Below are 20763 nucleotides of genomic sequence, written 5' to 3'. Positions count from 1 at the left end.
CAATGCCCGCAGAAGCAGAGGGCACGCCGTGCTGGGCCGACGCCACGGTCGGCGACCTCGCTGAGGCGAAGCGTTTCTACGGTGAGCTGCTGGGCTGGACGTTCGGCGACACGCTGGCGGAGCACGGCGACTACACGCAGGCCTTCGTGGACGAGAAAGCGGTCGCCGCGCTGATGCCCCGGCACTCGGACCGGATGCCGACCGGCTGGACCCTGTACATCGCCTCCCCGGACGCGGCGGCCACCGCGTCCAAGATCCGCGACAACGGCGGCACCGTCCAGGTGGAGCCCATGCGGGTCGGCGACTTCGGCACGATGGTGGTGGCCACCGTCCCGGGCGGGGCGGCCTTCGGCGTATGGCAGCCCGGCAGCCACAAGGGCTTCGAGGCCCGGACGGTGCCCGGTGCGTACAACTGGGCCGAGGTCTTCACCCGCGACCCGGAGAAGGCGGACACCTTCTTCGCGGCGGTCTTCGGGTACGGCGTGAAGCGCATGGTGGACGGCGCGGTCGACTTCACGCTCTACGACCTGGGCGCGGACCCGGTCCTGGGCCGCATGAAGATGACGGACGACTTCCCGCCCCAGGCGCCGCCCTACCTGAACGTGTACTTCACGGTGGCGGACTGCGACGCGGCGGTGGAGAAGGCGAAGTCCCTGGGCGCGACGCTGCGGTTCGGCCCGCTGACCATCCCGTTCGGCAGGTTCGCGACCCTGACGGACCCGGACGGTTCGCCGTTCTCGTTGATCGACAACGGGACGACGGGCGGCGAGATGCCGAAGCTGGAGAAGGTGAAGTGACGTAGCGCGCTCACGTCTCGTCCCCGAGCCCTGCCACCATCGCGTGCGCCTGCGCCGCCGTGTGCGTGAGGCTGATCAGCCAGGTGCGGACGCCCGCCGCTTCCGCCAGCGCCGCCGCGCGGCCCGCGAGATGGAGGGAGGGCTTCCCCTCCGGGGCCCGCCGGACCTCGATATCGGTGAGGGGCGCACCGGCGAGGCCCGTACCCAGCGCCTTCAACACCGCCTCCTTGGCGGCGAACCGGACCGCGTACCGCTCCGCCGGGTCCGTCATGACCTCGCAGTAGGCGCGTTCCGCCCCGGTGAACACCTTGGCCCTGAAAGAGGGCCGGCGGGCGAGGACGTCCCGTATCTCCGCCACGTCCGCCAAGTCCGTTCCTATGCACAGAACCCGCCTGCCGACCAGGCGTTGTGTCCATGCCGCGTGAGGCGCCACTCCGCTCATCCGAGCCCGGGCTCCGCGGGCGGCCAGGCGGTGAGCAGGCCGTGTCCCACCGCCTCGTTGGGGCAGGTCCCGCCGCAGTCGTCGCCGGTCAGCGTCCGCCCCTCCGTCACCGGCAGGCAGGCGTCCGCCAGGTCCGCCGTGGTCAGGGCACGGCCCTTGCCGATGCCCTGCTGCACCGCGAGCGCCACCACCCCGGCGGCGTACGCCGTCGCCCCCGACGTCCCGCTGGACACCAGCCAGCCGTCGTCGGGTGCGGTCCCGTCGTACGCGCTGTTGCGGCGGTCGAACATGCACCCCGGCTGGGTCGGGAACACCACGTAGTCGCCGTTCGGCAGCATTCCGCACGGCCCGGACAGGTCGGGGACCCGTCGGCCGGGGAAGACGTCCGAGCGGTAGCTGGACGCCAGGTCGGCGGCCCGCCTCCGTCCGTCCTGCCCCACATGGACCCCGCCGACCGTGATCGCGCCCGGCGTCGCCACCGACTGGAACATGGCGGTACGCCGGTCCGTGGAGCCGTTCCCGGCGGCGAACAGGACCGTGATCCCGCGCCGCACCGCGTTCGCGACCTCCAGGTGGAGGTGCGGCTCCGCACGCAGGGTGCCCCAGCTGCACGAGATGACGTCCGGCGCCAGCTCCACCGCCCGCTGGAAGGCCGCCAGCGGGAAGGAGAAGCTTTCGCAGGCCATCTTGACCATGGTGAGGTCGGCCCCCGGTGCGACCGCGAGCAGCAGCGCCGACATGGCGGTTCCGTGGCCTCGTTCGTCCACGGCGGGATCGAGGGCGGACAGCGCGGGGACGACCGCCGTGCGGTAGCCGTGGGCGCGGTGGTGCGGGTGGTCGTACAGGCCGGTGTCGACCATCACGACCCGGACCCCGTCGCCCGTGACGCCGGCCGCGTGCGACCGGCCGGCGCCCGAGAGGCGGACCGCGTCCTCGGGCAGCCGCAGGTACCGCGCGTCGCGCGGGAGCGGCGGGGTGGCGCCGGCGCCCAGCTCGAAGCCCGCTCGGGGGGCCCGCACCTCCTCGACCAGTTCGGGGTGGAGCCGGGAGCGGAGCGGGCCGGCTGCGGCGAACTCGTAGCGGACGGTCTCCCGGATGTACTTGTTCCGCACCGGCCGCACCGGGTGGCCGAAGACCTCCGCGAGCAGGGCCGGGGCGCCGGAGACGGTGAGGCCGACCTCGGTCCGTGCCTCGACGGCCAGCCCCTCGCGGGCGTACGCGTCGGCCAGCCGGTCCACCGTGCCGGGGGCCGCAAGGAACTCCTCCGCCCGGTGCCGCAGGAGCAGCGCGGGGTCGTCGCCGAGCGCGAGACCGGTGGCCGAGCGGGGCACGACCGTCAGCACGCCGCACCGCTCGAAGCGGTCCAACTCCGCGCCGTTCACCTGGACTTCGCCTCCTTCCCCGTCGCGTCCGCGATCGCCCGCAGCCGGTCGCGGTCGAGTTTGCCGGACGGCGTCAGGCTCACGTCCCCGTCGGCCAGGAACTCGATGCGGGCCGGCAGCATGTAGTCGGGCAGCCGCAGCGCCAGCTCCCGGCGCAGCTCCTCCTCGCGCAGGCCCGTGCCGCCGTCCGACCGGTCCAGGACGAAGAGCATGATCGCCCGGCCGGTCAGCGGGTGGGCCACCGGGACCGCGCAGCAGTCCGTCACCCCGGCCACGGCCAGCGTCGCCGCCTCCGCCTCGGAGAGGTGGACGAGGTTGCCGTTGATCTTCAGGGCGTCGTCGCGGCGCCCGAGGAAGACGAGGGCGCCGTCCTCCGGCCGCCGGCGCACGTAGTCGCCGGAGCGGTAGTAGCGGCCCCCGGCTCCCCCGGCGCCGGCCGCGAGCGGGACGACGGACCGGGCGGTGCGCTCCGGCTCGCCGCAGTAACCGGCCATCACCTGCGGCCCGCCGATGAGGAGTTCGCCGGTCTCCCCGTCCGCCACCGGCCGCAGTTCGTCGTCCACGACGAGCACGTCGACGGCCGGCAGCGGATGGCCGATGGGCAGGAACTCCTCGCCGTCCTTGCCCGGGGTGTCGGTGAGGAAGAGCGTGGCGCTGTGCGTGGTCTCGGTGGGCCCGTACCCGTGCACGTACCGCAGTCCCGGTACGAGGGCGGAGAACGCCTCCAGGACCGACACCGGGCACGACTCGCCGCCGAACCACAGCCGCCGCAGCGAGCCGAGGTCACGCCGCCCGGCATCGCTGAACCGGCTCACCAGCATCCGGATCACGGACGGCACGAGCAGCGTGTCGGTGATCCGCCACTCCTCGATGGCCCGGGTGACCTGGGTGGGCATGCGCAGCCGGGGCAGCAGATGGACGCTGCCGCCGACCAGGAAGGTCGACCACAGGTCGACCACGGAGGCGTCGAAGAAGAGCGGCGCCACGTTGAGGAAGCGCATGCCGTCCTCGAAGCCGACCGTCTCCTGCACTCCGGTCAGCAGGGCGCACATCGACCGGTGGCTGATCACGACGCCCTTGGGCGAGCCGGTCGAGCCGGAGGTGAACACGACGTACGCGTGGTCCTCGGGGCTCCGGCCGGGCACGTCGGCCGGCCTCGGCTCGGCCTCGGCCGAGGGGTTCCAGCCGGTTCCGGCGTCCCCGGGTGCCGCGCCCACCGTGACCACGGCCCCGGCGGGCGCCCCTTCGACCAGCTCCCGGTAGGCGGGCTGGACCACGGTGGCCGTGGGCGCGCACTTGCCGAGCAGCAGCGCGATCCGGGCCGCCGGCAGCGACTCGTCCAGCGGCACGTAGCGGGCGCCGAGGCGCAGCGCCGCCCACATGACCGCGACGGAGGCCGCGGACTTGTCCATCACCATCGCGACGGTCCCTCCCCGGCCCACGCCGAGCCCGGCGAGGAGGTCGGTCAGGGCCTGGACGCGCCGGGCGAGGGTCCGATACGAGACCTGCTCGCCGGTCTCCAGGTCGACGACGGCCGTGGCCGCGCTGTCCCGTCGCCGTTCCAGCAGTTCGTCGGCGAGCGTGACGTTCATCGTTCCTCCAGCGCGGTCCCGTCGAGGCGGCGGCGGATCGCGTCCAGCAGCTCCGGGAAGGTGTCCATCTGCTGGTCGTACGAGCCGAAGTGGCCCATGCCGTGCATGGCGGTGAACGTGCTCCCGGTCAGCTCGTGCAGTTCCTCGGCGACCTCGAAGGGCACCCAGGGGTCGTCCTTCGAGTGGAACTGCTCGATGAACCGCTGGTTGGCGCGGATCGCCTTCCAGTCCCACGGGGTGTCGAAGAAGCCGCTGCGCCGTTCCAGTTCGAAGCCGCAGTCGTGGTGGTGGCCGGCGACGGCGAAGGTGCCGAGGAGCGGCGCCGTCTCCGCGTACCGGAAAGCGGTCAGCGCGCCGGACGAGTGGCCGACGATGACCGTCCGCTCGTCCGGGCGGATGACGTCGGTGAGGTACGGCAGCCAGTACCTCATCCGGCCCTTGATGGGGTCGGGGAAGGTCTCGGCCACCACCGCGACGCCAAGGGCCTCCAGTTCCCGCTTCAGATACGGGAACCAGATGCCCTCGACGCTCGCTCCGGCGTTCCCGTGGATCAGCACCACGCGCACGTCCGAATGGATCTCAGACAGGGGACACCTCGTCGTTGAGGAGTTCCTCCAGGAGACCGGAGAGTGACCCCAGGGTCGCGAAGTTCTGCGTCGTCAGCAGCTCGGGTTCGAGCTCGATGTCGTAGAACGTCTCGAAGGCCAGGGTCAGTTCGATCATCTGGGTCGAGTTGAGCGACAGACCGCCGTTGAACAGCGGTGTATCGGTCTCGAGTTCGACCAGTTGCTGCGGAAAGATCTGGGCGATCACCGAACGGAGGTCGTCCTCGATCTCCGCCTGGGTCCTGCGGGCGTCCATCGGCGGATCAGCTCTTCTCGGACGTGGCGGGGGTGCTCTCCTCGGAGGTCTCCTCCGCCGTCTTCGGGCGGGTCTGGAGGAAGAGCGGGGTGCGCGGGATGTTCTGCGCGTCCTGGTGGAAGGGGTTGCGCTTGTTCTTCAGCGACAGGTACATCGTGCGCCGGGCGCGGGCCTTCTCCTCGTCCGAGTAGAAGAGGAAGGCGATGTTGCCGGCGTTCTCCCGGCCGACCTCGGTGAGGGTCAGGTCCTCGTCGGTCTCGATCGCGTAGCCGCCCTCGACCAGCCAGTCCACCTCGCGGCGGTACTTCTCGAAGTTGGCGACGTCGGCCTTGCGGACGGTGCCGAAGACCGGGAAGAAGACCATGACCCGGTTCTCGACCTCGTCCTCGGAGCAGATGCGACCCTGCTCGATCGGGATGATGCCTTCCTCGACCTCCCGCATCCACCGCTCGACGTCGGTGTGGTTGCGGTAGCTGCGCTCGCCCATGTAGTTCTCGGCGGCCGGCCCGATGCCGAGGGTGTAGCTGGCGCGGTAGCCGTTGCCGCCGCACGCGTGGTTGAGGCCGATCTCGCCCGCGTCGTCGAGGTGGGTGAAGAAGTTGATCAGGAGCTGCTTGTCGTAGCCGTACCCGGCCAGCCCGTTCTTGATCTGCCGGTACTGCTCCCGCTCGATGGCGCCCGACGGCTTCACCTCGGCGACCTTGCCGGCCCGGATCTGCTGGTCGAGGCGGGTGCCCTCCCACTGGTTGAAGCGGTACGTCTGCACGAAGCTGGGGCGCAGCTCGCCGCAGATGCCCTCCAGGTCCCGGCCGAGCACCTCGTCGTCCTGGCCCGGCAGGTTGTACATGAGGTCCAGGGCGAAGGTGCGGATGCCGGCCTTGCGGATGTTCTCGGCGGTCTGGTGGACCTGCTCGACGCTGGCCTTGATGGTGAGCTTGCGGCGGATGTCCTCGTCGAGGGTCTGCACGCCGAAGGAGATGCGGGTGATGCCGAGCGACTTCAGCATCTCGATGTAGCCGTCCTTGGAGAGCCCGAGCGGGCTGCCCTCCAGGGAGATGCCGTCGACCTCGCTCAGGTCGAACTCGCGGTGGACGGCCTCCAGGATGGTGGCCATCGACTCCTGCTCCAGGGCGGACGGCGTACCGCCGCCGAACTGGACGTACTTGACCTTCGTGCCCTCGAAGTACTTCGAGCGGGCGTTGCGCTGGATCTCCTTGACCATCGCCTGGACGAAGCGCTTCTGCCGCTCGCCCTGGTACTTCGCCGCCGACTCCTTGAAGCAGGCGCAGAAGTTGCAGAACGCCTCGCAGAACGGGATGTGGAAGTAGAGCAGGATGTCGGTCTGCTCCGGGTGGGACTGGCGGTCCAGGAAGGAGAAGTACTCCGCCTTCTTCCCCTCGGAGTCGAGGGCGTCCTGGAAGGCGCAGATCTTCGGGTAGAACCAGGTGACGTTGGTGCGCTTCTCGGGGCTCTCGAACTCGTCCTTCAGATAGAAGTTCGAGTCGAGGCCCAGCATGAAGGGGTTCTCGACGTGGGTCGTCATGACCTAGGCTCCCGCTCTTTGGGTCAGGAAGGCTGGCTGGAGGGCTCGGCGGGGGCCTCGGTGGGCTCGCCCCTGGTGCCCCGGCTCTCGAAGATGACCGGGTACTTGTTGCTCATCTCGCCGTTGATCTCGATCCACTGGAACTTGTCCTCCGGCAGGTCGACGTCCGCCCAGATCGCCTCGGGCGGGCATTCGGCGACGCACGCGTTGCAGTCGATGCATTCCTCGGGGTTGATGTAGAGCATGTCGGGGCCCTCGTGGAAACAGCTCACGGGGCAGACGTCCACACAGTCCGTGTACTTGCAGCCAACGCATTCGTCGGTGACGACGTACGCCATGGTTGTCTCCTCCCTCAGGCGTGGACGGGTGCCACTTCGGTGATCCGCCGCATCCAGCCGAACCGGTCGACGGACTCGCCCCGGTGGATGCCGTCCAGCAGGTCCCGGAAGCGGGCGGTCACCGGGCCGGCCTCCTGGGACGCGAGCCGGTACTCCTCGCCCTGGTGGCCGAGGGAGACGACCGGCGCCACCCCGGCGGCCGTGCCGGTGGCGAAGCACTCGGTGACGGAGCCGTCCGCGATTCCCTTGAGGACCTCGGCGAGCTCCACCGGCCGCTCGGCGACGGCGGTCCCCGCGTCCCGGGCCAGCTTCACGACGGAGTCACGGGTGATCCCGGGCAGGACGGTGCGGTCGAGCGCGGGCGTCGTCAGCACGCCGTCGATCACGAAGAACGCGTTCAGCTCGCCGATCTGCTGGACGAAGCGGCCCTGCGGGCCGTCGAGCCACAGCACGTGGTCGTTGCCGTAGTTGTCGGCTATCTCGCCGGGCACCACGCCCGCCGCCAGCCCGCCCGCCGTGTTCACGTCACCGGTGCCGCCGGGCCAGGCCCGCACGTACCCGTCCAGGGTCATGGCCTTCAGCGGCTTCGCCTCCGCGGCGGCCGGCACCGACCCGAGCACGTAGAAGAGGCAGTCGTCCGCGGGCCCGGCGGCCAGCCCCGTGCCGTCGGCGGCGAGCACCGCCCGCAGCCGCAGCGAAGCGCCCGCCTCCTGTGGCAGCCAGCCCTCGTCCAGCTCGACCATCGCCCGCACCGAGCTCCAGACCCGGTCGAAGTCGACCTGCGGCATCGCGAGCCGGCGGGCCCCGTTGTTCATGCGCTTGATGTGGCTGTCGGGGCGGAACACGGCGACCGTGCCGTCCGCGAGCCGGTACGCGGCGAACTCGTCGACGACCGTCTGGCCGGAGAGCACGGCGGCGGCCGTGGGCCGCAGCGCCGGGATGCCGTCCCGGTCCGCCACGGTCAGCCCCTGCCAGCCGCGCCGCTTGCCGGTCCGCATGAAGAACGCGTGGTCGGTGAGGACGGACCCGGCCGCCCCGCCCGCCTCGGGCCTGGGGCGCGGGCCGGTCGTGGGGGTGACGGTCAGTTCGTTGCTCATGCGCGGGCACCTTCCTTGTCCTGGTGGCCGACGCCGTGGACGTCGGCCCTCACGTCTGCGAGGACCGAGGCGACAAGGCCCTCGACCCGGTCGAGATCGCCCTCGAAGTGGATACGAGCGACCCGGTTGCTGAAAATGTCGCCCGGGTCGAGCACGGTCCCCGGTTCCGCCTCCGGGAGGAGGCCGCGGAACTCGGCCGCCTCGGTGAAGGGCTCGATACCGAGGAGCGTTCCGGCGAAGGTGCCGGGCCGGTCGGTGGTGACGAACGCGAGACCCGCGCTCACCGGCGACAGCGCGCCGGGGTCGTGCGGCACCCCGCGTGCGGCGTCCGCGGTGGCGGCGCACAGGTCCACGCCGGGTCCGGCGAGCACCAGTTCGGGGATGTTGTCGCCGGCGAGCCGGGCACCGACCTCGATCAGGACGGGGCCCCGGTCGCGGTCGATCCGGGTCTCGATGTGGAACGGGCCGACCGTGAGGTCGAAGGCGGCCACGACCTCGCGGGCGAACCGCTCCAGGACCCCGCCGTGCGGCGAGCGCTCCGGCGCGGTGGCGATGTGGCCCATCTCGAAGAAGTCCGGCGGGGCGGAGAGGAACTTGGTGGTGACGCTCGCCAGGTGCGGGCCGTCGGCGTCCACCCAGCCGTCGAGGGAGAACTCGGGGCCCTCCACGTACTCCTCGACCAGGGCCGTCCGGCGCGGGTTCGGGTGGAACTTCACGTCCTCGCCGGGGTCGTGCACGACCGCGCAGGCCCGCGCGTACTCCTCCTGGTCGCGGCAGAGGCTCACCATCAGGCTGCCGCCGCAGTCGACCGGCTTGACCACGACCGGGAACGGCAGCGGGCAGGGGCCCGCCGCCTCGGGGCCGACCACGACCGAGCGCGGGAAGGCCACTGCCCGCTCCTCGCACCGCCGCCGCATGACGTCCTTCTGCCGCACGGCCTCGGCCGCACCCGCGCCGAGCGCGGGCAGCCCGAGGGTGCGGGCCAGCTCGGCGGCCTCCGGTACCGCGTACTCGAAGCCGGCGATCACACCGGTGGGCGCGGCCCCGGTCTCCGCGACGGCCTTCTCGACCAGGCGGAGCAGCCCGGCCACCCCCGCGTCCGGGTGCCAGTCGGCGACGGTCGCGCCGGAGTGCACCTCGGGCGGCAGTAGCTCGGGGAACTGGGTCGGTACGAGGCAGGGGACCTGGGCGGCCACCATCCGGGCGGTGAGCCGGACACCGGCGGACAGGGGCTGGACGACGATCAGCATGCGCTTCCGTCCCCCGCGTCGATGCCGGCGTCGTCCGCGAGGGTCCGGCCGACGTGCAGGGTGAAGATCATCGGGACGGGGCCGAAGTTCTTGATCAGCCGCAGCCCCTCGGCCGCCGCAGCGGGCCCGGTCGTCACGCAGGCGTCGTACTGCCCGGCCGCGCACAGCGCCGCGGCGCGCGAATTGCTGCTGGTCAGCGTGGTGTGACCGAGCCCGGCCACCAGGCTGCTGGGGGCCGGGTGGCTGACGATCGTGGCCATGGCCGGGTGGTCCGGACGCCCGGCCAGGACCATGTCGTGGGTGTCGAGGATGAAGCTGTCGGCCATTTCCAGGCGGTGCAGGTTCTGGAAGACGAGGTCGTGCAGCCGGGGGTAGACGGCGCAGGCGAGGATGGCCTCGGTGCCGTCGAAAGCCATCGCGTCGAGGCCGTCCTCCACCTCGGTGTGGAGCACCACGTTCCCGGCGACGCCCCGCTCCGCGAGCCAGTGGTGGGCGGCCTTCTCCAGGTTGGTGCCCGAAGGGCCCAGGGTGTGGATCACGGTGACTCCGGACAGTGCGGGCCCCCGGTCGCACTTCAAGGCCGTGTTGTCGTCGCTCATGCGCGTCGTCCCCCGTTCTCATCGGCCCGCGTGACGGTCCGAAGCCAGCCATGCGCGTCGGGCGTACGTCCGTGCTGGACGTCAAGCAGGCTGTTCCGTAGCAGCGCGGTCATCGGTCCCCCTTTCCCGTCGCCGACGGCCATGTCCTCGCCGCCGACGCCGAGTCGGCCCACCGGAACGACGACTCCCGCCGTGCCGCAGGCGAACACCTCGGCCAGTTCTCCGGAGCGGAGGCCGGCGCGGACGGCGTCGATCGTGGTGTGCTCCTCCGCGACCGCGATCCCCTGGTCCCTGGCCAGGGTCAGCAGCGAGTCGCGGGTCAGGCCGCGGACGATGGTTCCGTCGCACGGCGGGGTCGTCACCCGTGCCTCCGTCCCGTCACGCCGGACGAGGAAGACGTTCATGGTGCTGAGCTCCTCGATCCGGCTCCGTTCGAGCCCGTCGAGCCACAGCACCTCGTCGTACCCGGCGGCCTGCGCCTCGGTACGGGTGAGGAGGCCGGCGGCGTAGTTCCCGGCGCACTTGGACTCGCCGGTGCCGCCCCGTACGGCACGCACCGTTTCGGTCGACGTGGTCACCGACAGCGGGCGGAAGTCGGCCCCGAAACAGGGGTCGGCGGGGTAGGCCAGGATCACGCACCGGTAGCGCTTCGACGGCCTGAGCCCCAGGTCCGGTTCGGTGGCGATGAGCAGCGGTCTCAGGTAGAGGCTCTGCCCGTAACCGCCCGGCACCCACTGCTCGTCGGCCGCGACCAGGGCGGCACACGCCCGGGCGAACAGCGTGGCGGGCATTTCGGCCATCGCGAGCCGCGCGGCGGACCGTGCCAGGCGTCGACCGTGGTCCTCGGGCCGGAACAGGTGCACCGATCCGTCGACGGCACGGAACGCCTTCAGGCCCTCGAACACCGCCTGCCCGTAGTGGAGTCCGAGCGTGGCCGGGTCCATCACCAGGTCGGACCAGGGCTCGACACGGGGCTCGGACCAGCCGGTGTCGGCATCCCAGTCGACGACGGCGGTGTGCCCGGTGGAGTGACGGCAGAAGCCCGGGTCCTTGAGGATCGCTTCGATCTCCGCAGCGCGGCGCGGCTCAGACATGGACTTCGGTGCCCCACAGGCCGAGCGGCGCGAGGGGCCCGCCGTACCGGTCGGGTTTGCTCTCCGGGCGGCGGAGCAGCGTCCCGAAGAGGAAGTCGACGGCACCGGAGCGATAGGCGGCGTCGTCCTGCGTGGCCTCGATCTCCTCGATCTGGCGCACGAGTTCACGTACCGACTCGACGATGCGGGCCTTCGCTCCGAGGACGCGGCGGCCCTGGTCGTCCTGGGTGAACAGCCCCTGGGAGGCGAGCCAGGTGCCCAGCGCGAAGCCGGTGCCGGCATCGAAGTTGCGCAGCGGCTCGGGCTGCGCCGGGTAGCGGAACAGCCGTTCCAGCAGGATGTACTCGAAGACGATCTCGCCGTACGGGACTTCCTCCTCGAAGCAGGCGATCGCCGACTTCATGTCGACCTTGAGCTCCTCCAGGAGCCCGGGCCGCCACGTCGTCTTGATCGCCAGGTGCTGGTCGAGGGGGCGCGGGCCGGTGTGGTGGAAGTAGTCGTGCAGGTAACCCCAGACACAGCGCGCCTGGTAGGTGTCCTCCGGGTCCACTTCCGCCGAGACGAGCTCGTCCTCGCCCGTGAAGGGCGAGCCGGGACCGCACAGGCGCTCGGTGATGGCCAGGGTGTGGGCGTAGATCTCGGTGTGCCGGTTGAAGAAGAACCACGCGAAGTTCTGGTCGGTGCAGCGCGTGGCGGCCGGGATGTTCTCGGGGAAGAAGACCACGCAGTTGCCCTCCCGCAGGCCGCGGGAGGCGGACAGCAGCCGGGTCGACTGGAAGACGGCCTTGGGGTGGGGGTAGGTGGCCTGGAGAAGGGGTGTGCTGTCCGGGTCCTGGCGGATCACCGAGAACGCCTCGATGTGGACGTCGTGCCGGTCGCTGTTGGGAAGGGTCACGGGCCCCACGAAAGCGGCGGCCTCGCCGTCCTCGGGTGCGGGCACCGCGTCCCGGGTGCTGTCGAATTGCGGCACACCCTCGCAGCCGGCTTCCTGCCAGGCCCTCAAGTTCTCGCAGGTGGCGGCTATTTGCTGCTCCGGCATCAGCCCGTGCAGGTTCTCGACGGCGGTACGGAGGGCGTCGACGGCGAAACGTATCTCCTCGTCGGAGCCGGCCGTCGCCCCGCCGGCCGGCTCTCCGTCGCGACCGCGCGCCCGACTGCGCAGCTCGCGAAGGGAGTTCACTACAGGGATGACGTTTCGCTCGAACTCCAGAAGCGTGGCGACAGTACGCGGCCCCACAGCACCCCCCGTTAGTGGCCCTCGGACGAGTCCCGCAGGAAATGTGCCTGATCGGCGCCTCATCCGAACCATTCGACCGGAAAGCTAGCCCCGGACTCCCGTGCAGGCAAGGGGGGTTCGGATGTTGGTACATCCCCACGTGCTGTCCCCGCTCAGCGGACGGAACCGCGATCCCGGTGTACGGCCTGCGGGCGACTGCCGAGTGCTTATACTCTGGCACCGCCCTGCGAGTGAGCACGTTCGCCCAGCATCTCGGAACGCGGACACGGCCATGGGCCCGTCCTCCGGCTGACCATGACCATGACCATGGAGAGCCTGTTCGACGGGCTCGGTGACATGAATGACGGGGGAGCATGAGCCACGAAGCGAGGGAGAACACGGCCGAGGCGCCCGGGGAGGACGGCGGCAGCGATACGGAAACGCCACCACACGCCTATATGCCGACCCCCCAAGTGGCGCGTTTCGTGGCCGGTCGCGGACTGGCCGCACTCGGCGACCAGTTCCTCCTGTTCGCCATTCCGCTGCTCGCCTACAAATTGACGGGCAGCGCGTCGCAGACCGGCCTGATCTTCCTGGTCGAGTGGCTGCCCCGGGTGATATTCCTGCCCGTGGCCGGGGTGTTCGCGGACCGAATACGCAGCTACCTCCTGTACATGGGCTCGGACTTCGTCCGCTCCGGTCTGGCGCTGACCGCGTTCGCCCTGATGTTCCTCATACCGGACGGGAAGTTCATCACGCTGTGTGTGCTGGCCGCCGGCATGTCGGTGGCGGGCGCACAGTCGTACGTCGCGCTCGAAGCCACACTCCCCCGGTTCGTCCCCATGGACCAGATGGTCCGGGCGCAGTCGATCATCCAGGGGACGGAGCAGACCAGCGAGGTGGCGGGCCCGGTGCTCGCCGCGCTGCTCGCCTCGGCGCTGCCGACCACCAGTCTGCTCGCGGTGATCGGTGTGGTGTACGGGCTGACCACCCTCAACACCCTGTCCCTGCGCCGCTGGCTCCGGGCCGAAGCCCTCGACGGGGACACCACCGAACCCACCACGGTCCGTTCGGTCGCCACCGGCATAGGCGAGGGCGTGACGACCCTGCTCAAGCTGCCCGCGATCCTGGGCCTGGTCGGGCTGACCATGACGGTCAATCTCATGGTCGGTGTCGGCATGGCCACCAGCGCCGCCACCACCGTGGGTGTCTTCCACCAACCGGACGAGTACTACGGGGCGTTGAGCACCGGGGCCGGGATCGTCGGCATCCTGACCTTCTTCGTCGTCCCGAGGCTGACGAAGCGGATGAATCCCTTCGCCGCCCTGATGACGTCCTACTCCCTGATCGGCCTGGGCGGCATCGGAGTGGGCCTGGCGAACACCTTCACCCAGTACGCGGTGAGCTACGCGGTCCTGCTCGGGACCGTCGGATTCTTCAACGTCGTCATACGCACGGAGCGCGTCAGGAGAATTCCGCGCGAGCACTTCGCGAAGACGATCGCCATCATCATTCTCCTGAACCAGTTGTCCCTGCCGGCCGCCGGACTCCTGGTCACCCTCTTCACCACTTCCTTCAGCCCCCAGAGCATCGCCCTGGGTTCCGTCATCGGCTCCGTCTGCGTTGTCGCCCTACTCATACCGCTTCTCGCACGTCTGAGGACCTATCATGCGCATCCTGATCCTGCACCGAGTCACGGACAAAATGATCCGGCACGCGACCGGAATTGACCACGCGGCACACGACGTCACCTACGTCGGCCCGGCGGACCGGCTGGCCACCCTTCCGTCCGACCTCCGCTGCACGCGCATCGAACGCCCGGACACCGGCGACCTCACGGACGAGGTGCTGGCCGCCGTCGACGGGCTCCCCGCCTTCGACATGGTGCTCGCACTCTCCGAGTTCGACCTGATCGCCGGTGCCCGGGTGCGGGCGGCCCTCGGCGTGCCCGGTGACCGGGAGGAGGACATCCTGCCCTGGCGCGACAAGGTGGTCATGAAGTCCATGGTCGCCGCGGCGGGTCTGCGGGTCCCCCGGTTCCTGTCCCTGACCGAAGCGCTCGACGCCGGGCCCGGCGGGCTGCCCTGGTCGGGCGAGACGGTGCTCAAGCCGCTGGACGGCGCGGCGAGCATGAACGTACACATCTACCCGACAGCGGACGCGGCCCTGGCTGCGGTCCGCGAGGCCGGGGTGCCCGAAGGCGCCGAGCAGGACGGCTTCGAGGTCGAGGAGTTCGTCACCGGGCCCATCATCCACGTGGACGGCATGCTGATCGACGGCAAGCCCATGGTGGTCCAGGCCAGCCGCTACGTCGGCACCTGCCTGGGATACGCGCAGGGAACGCCGCTCGGCTCGGTGCAGATCGAGCTGACCCCGGAGCTGAGCCGCTGGACCCTGGACTGCCTCGCCGCCGTCGACATCACCACCAGCCTCTTCCACCTCGAAGGCATCGAGACCCCGGACGGGCTGGTGTTCCTGGAGGTCGGCGCCCGCTTCGGCGGCGCGGACGTGGTCGACACCTTCGAGCTCGCCACCGGAGTGCACCTGCCCTCCCGGTACCTCCAGCTGGTCACCGGCGGTGTGGCCGCCGAGGAGCTGTCCTGGCCCGAGGCCGACGGGTCCCGATACGGCTGGTTCTGCTGGCCGAGCCACAAGCTCGGCGCCGAGCACTGCCGGATCGAGGGCGAAGCGGCGTTCCGCGAGAGCCCGCTCGTCCACCGGTGGAGCCAGCGGTCCGAGGACGAGCCGATCAAGACCGTGCTCAGCTACGCGGACACCGACATCCCGCTGGCCGGCGTCGTCGGCCCCGGCGACTCGGCCGAACTGGACCGCTTCCTCCGTGACGCCTTCTCCTCCATACGCGTCGAACCCGTCACACCGGAGAAGCCCGCCGGCGCGGAGTCGGCCGGCTGACCGCACCGAGGCCCTGCCGGGCGGCTCGCGCCCCCGCAGGGCCTCGGCCGCGAGGACGCCGAACCGGCGTCCTCGCAGGTCGCGATGTTTCCGCTGGTCAGAACCCGAGCCAGTGGTTGAGTGCCAGGCGAGGCACCGCGTTGCGGGCGAGTTCGTGCGCCTGTTCGGGCCACCAGACGCCGGCAGCCGGGTCGACGCTGCCGTACTCGGGGTCGATCGTGCCTCCGGTGTTGCGGGTGCAACTGCCGTCGGACTCGCCGATGGTCTTCACGTACAGGTACGCGTCGACGAGCGGGACGCCGGTGTCGGCGGTCGGGCGAGGGCCCATGCCCCGCCCGGGCGGGTTGCACCAGGTCTCCGGGTCGCCGCTGTACTTGCCCGGCGGCGGGGTCCACACGCCCTTGCCGTTGCGGCTGGTGTCGATCACGAAGTGCGCCAGGTCCTTGCTGGACGGGCTGCCCACGTTCCGGTCGAACCAGGTGTCGGTCCAGTGCCAGGTGGCGGGGTCGGTGGAGGAGACGGCGTTGCCCGGAGCTCCGTCGTTCGGGGCGTCCGGGGAGTAGAACTGACTGGCGCACTGGTCGGCGTGGCCGCGGGACGACTCGGGGCCCTTGGTGGCGAGCCACAGGCACTGCTGGGATACGTACCGAACCCGACCGCGCGGGCGCTGGCCAGCAGCAAGGTCGGCGCGGTGGTGCTGGCCGCTTCCAGTGACGAGACCGGCCTGTTCGCGGACCCGTTCTTCGCCGAGATCATCGTCGGGGTGAGCGCGGCCCTGGACGAGACCGACCTGGAACTGATCCTGGTGCTCGCCAATACGCCGCGCGGCCGGAGCCGCCTGCAGCAGATGGTCCGCTCACGCCGTGCCGACGGCATCATGCTGATAGCGCTGCGCGGCGACGACCCGCTGGGACGGCTGGCCGAGGACGCCGGGATGCCAGTCGTCTTCGGCGGCCTGCCCCTGACCGGGGAGCCCCGCTGGTACGTGGACGCCGACAACAGGGGCGGGGGCAGGCTGGCCGCCGATCACCTCGTGCGCGCAGGGCGGACCGGACCCGTCATGATCACCGGCCAGGTGGACAGCCGGGTCTCGGTTGCCCGCGAGCAGGGCTTCACCGAGGGGCTGACGCTGGCCGGCATCCCCCTGCTGGGCGTTTCCTCCGGTGCGTTCCAGGTGGAGGGCGGCGCGGAGGCGATGGAGCGACTGCTGGACGCGCATCCGCAGGTGGACGCGGTGTTCGCGGCATCGGACGGGATGGCGATCGGTGCGCTCCAGGTGCTGCGTCGCCGGGGGCGGCGGGTGCCCGAGGACGTCTCGGTGATCGGCTTCGACGACCTGGCCGGGGCTCGGCACGCCAATCCGCCGCTGACCACCGTGCGCCAGCCGGTCAGGGCGCTGGGGCACGAGATGGCACGGATGCTGGTCAGCGCGATCGACGGACAGGACCCGAGCCCGCTGATCCTGCCGACCCGGCTGACCGTTCGGGAGTCCGCGCCGTAACCGGCCGCGCCACGCCGAGCACGGCCCGCCGGGCCCCGGGGGAGAGCCGTCCCCCCGCACGCAGCCGGTCCTCGGGGAGACCGGGGACCGGGCGTCCGATGTTCGACTCGGGCGCCGCCTTCAGGCCTGCCCAGGGACGGCGACGCGAAGTTCGATGAGCTGTCGCGTATGCGCGGGCACGTGGTCCTCGGCGAGGCCATCGATGAGGTTTGCCAGCGAAATCGGCTGGTCCAGCACGAGTGCGTCATTGGACAGGAGGAGCGACGGCACCGCAACCGAGGCGGCTTCCTCGTTGAGCTGATCGGCGATGTCGCACAGGATCGCGGCCTGACTCCGGACGTGATCGATCAGGTCGGCCCGGCCTGAGTGCCCGGTGATGATCCGGTCAAGGTTCCAGGTGTCGAGGGAGATCCGGTTGTCGAAGGTGGGCCGCGCGCCGGCGACGACGCCCAGAGCAACCGCTGCGACCGAGGCATCGACGCTGAGGAGATGGGCCAGTATCCGGTCGGCGTTCCATCCTTCGTCGTCCGCGTCGCCGAGGTCCGGAATGGCCGCCACGTCGAGCAACCGTTCGTAGGCGCTGCGAAGTACTGTCGTGTCCATAGCGTGCTTTCCCTTTCAGTCGGGGCGTGCCGCACTCGAATCCCGCTCCGCTGCCTCAGCGACGCGTTTGATGTTCGCCAACCGCCGGTCCCAGTCGGCCGCGAGCGAGGCCATCCACCCCGCAGTCGTGTCCAGCGCCGCGGGCCGCACCACGTACCGCACCTCGCGCCCGATCCGGCTGCCGGAAACCAGCCCGGCGGCGTCCAGGACGGCGAGGTGCTTGACCACCGCCTGCCGCGAGACGGGAAGGTGTTCGGCCAGCGTCGTCGCGGTGGCCTCGCCCTGCGCGGCGAGCAGGTCGAGCAGCTGACGTCGCGTCGGGTCGGCCAGCGCACCGAGGACGCTGTCGACGACCTCGGCGGCGCCGGGACGTTCTTCCGTCACGTGGCGGGCTGTTCGGCGCGCGACTTGAGCGCGTCGAGCTCCAGGGGCCAGCCTCCGCTGTGATCCTTCAGATTCTGACCGCGCAGCTCCTCGGAGCCGGCCAGCGCCGCGAACCCGCTCTCGACGACGCGCAGCCGCGTCCGGTCGCCTTCCGGGGTCAACTTGAACTCCACCAGGGTGCTGTTGTCCACGCGCAGCTCCTCCCCGGGGAACGCGCTGGTCCAGCGGTACGCCAGGTACGTGGGCGGCTCGACCTTCTCCACACGCACCGGGAAGTCGCCGTGCTCGGCGTGCTTCGCGATCATCGACTCACCCTCCCTGGCCACGGTGCCGGGCAGGCTCGCCTTGTCGGCCACCCAGAACCCGGGCTGGGCCACCAGCGACCAGACCCGCTCCAGGGGTGCGGCGATCAGCGTTTCGCGCTCGATCCGGTCCTCGCTCATGAGGGGCTCCTCTGCCGTTGCCATTGACTGCAACCCCACAGTTGCACATCGAAATCCAAGGTGCAACCCACGGGTTGCATCTGGGCGTCACCCTGTGGCCGTTCGCTGTCGGATCAGTGACGCCCGGCGGGGCAGATGCCGCACGTCCGCACCCACCAGGGCGGCGCCGGCCCGCGATCCGGGACGGTCGGGGCCCGCCGATACGGCACGTCGCAAGGCGTCCGCCGCACGCGGAACGCCCCAGAAAACACGTCTCCCCAGGTCAGAACGATTCTGCCTGGGGATACTCGGTGGGACGGGTGGGACTCGAAGCTAAACGAGTGACCCGTCTCACCTGCGGAAACGCCACAGAGGCGGACATTCATATCCCGTTGAGTCCTCTTTCATCCGCCTCGACCCCCGGCAGCGGAGGTTCGGTGCGGTACGTACCGCGCCGCTACGGGGCACTCCCCGCGCCCATAGCGGGAAACAGTCCGCCCGGCACATCCGCCGCAAGGCAGCCAACCGCGCGGCCCACCCGTAGCGCCCCCGACTCCGTTACCGCCTCTCCCCTAGCCTCGCGCTTTCGCGAGCGGGCTCGCCCATGCCTTGATCAAATAAGCGGAGAGTGCTCCTGACCTGCAACGATGGGACTTGTCTAGGGTCCAGTCAGCCGCAGGAAAGAAGCACTCTCCAGGTGAGTAAGCGTATCGGGTCCTACCCGCGTGTCCGTATCGAGGGCGGCGGCCGGGCGGTGGTCTCGCAGGCCGGGGCGTGCTGCTGGTCGAGACGGTCCGCAAGGCCGGCTTGGACACCGCGATATCAGCGTCGGCGGCGCCGTGGCGGAAGGCTCGGGCGGTGCACGATCCGGGCAAGATCCTGCCGGACGTGGCCCTGGCGGTCGCGTTGGGCGGGGACTGCCTTGCGGATGTAGCCATGCTCCGGGCGGAGCCGGCCGTGTTCGGGCCGGTGGCCTCCGATCCGACGGTCTCCCGCCTCATCGACACCCTCGCCGCGGCCGGGCCGAAGGCCCTCACCGCGATCCGGGCCGCGCGGGCCGAAGCCCGCCAACACGTCTGGCGGATGGCCGACCGCGAAGCACCTGACGCGGGCGGGACGGTGACCGTGGACCTCGACGGAGAGCTGGTGATCGCGCACTCCGACAAGGAAGATGCCGCACCCACATGGAAGCGGACCTACGGCCACCACCCGCTGATGGGGTTCGTCGACCACGGGCCGGGCGGCACCGGTGAACCGGTCGCGGCCCTGCTCAGACCGGGCAACGCGGGCTCGAACACGGCGGCCGACCACATCACCGCCACCCAACTCGCCCTGGCCCAGCTGCCGAAGAAATACCGGCGCGGGCACCGGACCCTGATCCGCACCGACTCCGCGGGCGGCACCCACGACTTCCTCGCCTGGCTCGCCCGGCGAGGACGGTGGCTGTCCTACTCGGTCGGCATGACGGTCACCGAGCAAATCCACCAGCACGTGCTGAAGGTTCCGGCATCGGCCTGGACGCCGGCCGTCGAAACGGACGGCGAGATCCGCGACGGCGCCTGGGTCGCCGAACTCACCGGCGACGTCCAGGACGGCTGACCCAAGGGCGTGCGGCTGATCGCCCGCAAGGAACGACCGCACACCGGAGCTCAGTTGCGGCTCACCGACGCGGACGGCATGCGGCTGACGTGCTTCGCCACCAACACTGCGGGACGGCCGATCGCCGAACTCGAACTCCGTCACCGACTGCGGGCCCGGGCCGAGGACCGCATCCGAAATGCCCGGGCCACCGGCCTGCGGAACCTGCCCCTGCACCGCACCGCCCAGAACCGGATCTGGCTGGAGATCGTGCAGATCGCTCTCGACCTGCTGGCCTGGATGCCGATGCTCGCCCTGACCGGCAAGGCCCGCCTCTGGGAACCCCGCCGCCTGCGACTCCGCCTGTTCACCACGGCCGGACAGCTCGTCACCACCGGCCGCCGACGGATCCTCCGGCTGGCCCGGCACTGGCCCTGGACCGGCCACATCACCGCCGCACTCGACCAGCTCTCACTCCTGCCGAACCCCGGCTGACCAGCAACTTTCCGTCCCTACGACAGCAGCTCGACACCCGGAGCAGTGGAACCCGGCGCCACCCGAGACGACACTCGGGCCATCAACCTGCCCACACTCTCAGCCCACGGCACGAAAGCGGTCCACCGACTCCGCCGGCGGACCGTCACGAAACTTCGAGGTTAACGGACAGGTGCTCGGGCCATTCCCGCCCGACGGCATCGGCGTCACGGCGCTCGACGGCTCCAGGCGACAGCTCTTGCTGACCTCCGACTCGGAATTCCCTCTGCGTTTCGTGGACGTGGCGGACGGCTGACCTCGCCCCTTCAAGCGGCATAGGCCCAGGCGTTCAGGGGCTTCCCGTCGACTTCGTGAACGAGGCCTCGGTCGAGGGCGGACAGCCCGCGTGCCAGTCTGCGGAATGAAGTTCGTGCGGCTTCGAAGCGCGAACGCCGGGGCGCTGCTCTGCACGCACCACAGAAGTTGAGCGAGAACCACTTCACGTGAACCAAGCCACGCGGTCGACGTATGGACCTGCGCATGTCCTAGCCTCAATACCAGTGACTTAAGGATCTCGGCTGGTAGGGTGCCTGTTCAGGAGGTGCCGGGATGCCACGCCCTGGACAGGTCAAGCCGGAAACGGACGAGCGGTTGTCGGACCGGATCGCGATCGGATT

The 20763-nt window shown here is 70.6% G+C and carries 19 protein-coding genes and 2 pseudogenes; 5 read left to right on the top strand and 16 right to left on the bottom strand.

Going from position 1 to position 20763, the window contains the following annotated elements:
• Positions 1 to 2 precede the first annotated feature (2 nt).
• Positions 3 to 797, top strand: coding sequence for a VOC family protein (locus tag E6P78_RS24800; protein WP_136205851.1), 795 nt, complete (start codon positions 3 to 5; stop codon positions 795 to 797).
• A gap of 10 nt (positions 798 to 807) precedes the next feature.
• Here E6P78_RS24800 and acpS read toward each other — a convergent pair whose 3' ends face one another.
• Genes acpS through E6P78_RS24740 form a run of 12 tightly spaced genes read right to left on the bottom strand, consistent with a single transcriptional unit; the run spans position 808 to position 12175 of the window.
• Positions 808 to 1239, bottom strand: coding sequence for a holo-ACP synthase (acpS, locus tag E6P78_RS24795; RefSeq protein WP_206307906.1), 432 nt, complete (start codon positions 1237 to 1239; stop codon positions 808 to 810).
• Positions 1236 to 2621 (bottom strand): S8 family serine peptidase, encoded by a 1386-nt coding sequence (locus tag E6P78_RS24790; RefSeq protein ID WP_136205850.1) that lies wholly within the window; start codon positions 2619 to 2621, stop codon positions 1236 to 1238. The genes acpS and E6P78_RS24790 overlap by 4 nt, the downstream gene beginning before the upstream one ends.
• Positions 2618 to 4213 (bottom strand): amino acid adenylation domain-containing protein, encoded by a 1596-nt coding sequence (locus E6P78_RS24785; RefSeq protein ID WP_136205849.1) that lies wholly within the window; start codon positions 4211 to 4213, stop codon positions 2618 to 2620. Before E6P78_RS24785 ends, E6P78_RS24790 begins: the two co-directional genes overlap by 4 nt.
• Positions 4210 to 4779, bottom strand: a complete 570-nt coding sequence (locus tag E6P78_RS24780) for an alpha/beta hydrolase (protein WP_136205848.1) — start codon at positions 4777 to 4779, stop codon at positions 4210 to 4212. Before E6P78_RS24780 ends, E6P78_RS24785 begins: the two co-directional genes overlap by 4 nt.
• Before the next feature lie 13 nt (positions 4780 to 4792).
• Complete coding sequence (locus tag E6P78_RS24775; protein WP_136205847.1) at positions 4793 to 5074, bottom strand: acyl carrier protein; 282 nt, start codon at positions 5072 to 5074, stop codon at positions 4793 to 4795.
• A 7-nt stretch (positions 5075 to 5081) separates the two neighbouring features.
• The gene (locus E6P78_RS24770) at positions 5082 to 6617 is read right to left on the bottom strand and encodes a radical SAM protein (protein ID WP_136205846.1); all 1536 of its coding nucleotides are present in this window, start codon (positions 6615 to 6617) and stop codon (positions 5082 to 5084) included.
• A 23-nt stretch (positions 6618 to 6640) separates the two neighbouring features.
• The gene (locus E6P78_RS24765; protein ID WP_136205845.1) at positions 6641 to 6955 is read right to left on the bottom strand and encodes a ferredoxin family protein; all 315 of its coding nucleotides are present in this window, start codon (positions 6953 to 6955) and stop codon (positions 6641 to 6643) included.
• 14 nt (positions 6956 to 6969) lie between these two features.
• Positions 6970 to 8052, bottom strand: coding sequence for an aminotransferase class IV (locus tag E6P78_RS24760; protein WP_136205844.1), 1083 nt, complete (start codon positions 8050 to 8052; stop codon positions 6970 to 6972).
• On the bottom strand, positions 8049 to 9302 hold the full coding sequence (locus E6P78_RS24755; protein ID WP_136205843.1) for an ATP-grasp domain-containing protein: 1254 nt from the start codon (positions 9300 to 9302) through the stop codon (positions 8049 to 8051). The genes E6P78_RS24760 and E6P78_RS24755 overlap by 4 nt, the downstream gene beginning before the upstream one ends.
• A complete protein-coding gene (locus tag E6P78_RS24750; RefSeq protein ID WP_136205842.1) occupies positions 9296 to 9901 on the bottom strand; it encodes a bacilysin biosynthesis protein BacA in 606 nt (201 codons plus the stop codon). Before E6P78_RS24750 ends, E6P78_RS24755 begins: the two co-directional genes overlap by 7 nt.
• Entirely contained in the window at positions 9898 to 10995 is a 1098-nt protein-coding gene (locus E6P78_RS24745) for a branched-chain amino acid aminotransferase (RefSeq protein ID WP_136205841.1), read from the bottom strand. Before E6P78_RS24745 ends, E6P78_RS24750 begins: the two co-directional genes overlap by 4 nt.
• Positions 10988 to 12175, bottom strand: a complete 1188-nt coding sequence (locus E6P78_RS24740; protein ID WP_240799370.1) for a DUF6421 family protein — start codon at positions 12173 to 12175, stop codon at positions 10988 to 10990. Before E6P78_RS24740 ends, E6P78_RS24745 begins: the two co-directional genes overlap by 8 nt.
• A 410-nt stretch (positions 12176 to 12585) precedes the next feature.
• Here E6P78_RS24740 and E6P78_RS24735 point away from each other — a divergent pair, with 410 nt between their 5' ends.
• Positions 12586 to 13941: an MFS transporter gene (locus E6P78_RS24735; RefSeq protein WP_240799369.1), complete on the top strand. Its 1356-nt coding sequence runs from the start codon at positions 12586 to 12588 to the stop codon at positions 13939 to 13941.
• Positions 13880 to 15124, top strand: coding sequence for an ATP-grasp domain-containing protein (locus tag E6P78_RS24730; RefSeq protein WP_240799368.1), 1245 nt, complete (start codon positions 13880 to 13882; stop codon positions 15122 to 15124). The genes E6P78_RS24735 and E6P78_RS24730 overlap by 62 nt, the downstream gene beginning before the upstream one ends.
• Positions 15125 to 15221: 97 nt before the next feature.
• On the opposite strand, the pseudogene E6P78_RS24725 reads toward E6P78_RS24730, so the two are convergent.
• Positions 15222 to 15758, bottom strand: a pseudogene (locus E6P78_RS24725) (glycoside hydrolase family 6 protein); the annotation flags it as partial.
• Between E6P78_RS24725 and E6P78_RS24720 the strand changes: the two are divergent.
• The gene (locus E6P78_RS24720) at positions 15711 to 16625 is read left to right on the top strand and encodes a LacI family DNA-binding transcriptional regulator (RefSeq protein WP_240799367.1); all 915 of its coding nucleotides are present in this window, start codon (positions 15711 to 15713) and stop codon (positions 16623 to 16625) included. The pseudogene E6P78_RS24725 and the gene E6P78_RS24720 overlap by 48 nt on opposite strands.
• A 120-nt stretch (positions 16626 to 16745) precedes the next feature.
• Here E6P78_RS24720 and E6P78_RS24715 read toward each other — a convergent pair whose 3' ends face one another.
• The 3 genes from E6P78_RS24715 to E6P78_RS24705 are packed head-to-tail and all read right to left on the bottom strand — an operon-like array spanning position 16746 to position 18055.
• Entirely contained in the window at positions 16746 to 17228 is a 483-nt protein-coding gene (locus tag E6P78_RS24715) for a hypothetical protein (RefSeq protein WP_136205839.1), read from the bottom strand.
• Between the two features lie 15 nt (positions 17229 to 17243).
• On the bottom strand, positions 17244 to 17612 hold the full coding sequence (locus E6P78_RS24710; protein ID WP_136205838.1) for a metalloregulator ArsR/SmtB family transcription factor: 369 nt from the start codon (positions 17610 to 17612) through the stop codon (positions 17244 to 17246).
• The gene (locus E6P78_RS24705) at positions 17609 to 18055 is read right to left on the bottom strand and encodes an SRPBCC domain-containing protein (RefSeq protein ID WP_136205837.1); all 447 of its coding nucleotides are present in this window, start codon (positions 18053 to 18055) and stop codon (positions 17609 to 17611) included. Before E6P78_RS24705 ends, E6P78_RS24710 begins: the two co-directional genes overlap by 4 nt.
• A 676-nt stretch (positions 18056 to 18731) precedes the next feature.
• Between E6P78_RS24705 and E6P78_RS24700 the strand changes: the two are divergent.
• Positions 18732 to 20107: pseudogene (locus E6P78_RS24700) on the top strand (IS1380 family transposase).
• Positions 20108 to 20763 lie beyond the last annotated feature (656 nt).

Origin of the sequence: Streptomyces sp. A0958 (genome assembly GCF_004795035.1) — a bacterium.
Lineage (GTDB): Bacteria > Actinomycetota > Actinomycetes > Streptomycetales > Streptomycetaceae > Streptomyces.
Note: the sequence above shows the minus strand (reverse complement) of the source record. Positions and strands in the feature narration are given on the sequence as shown.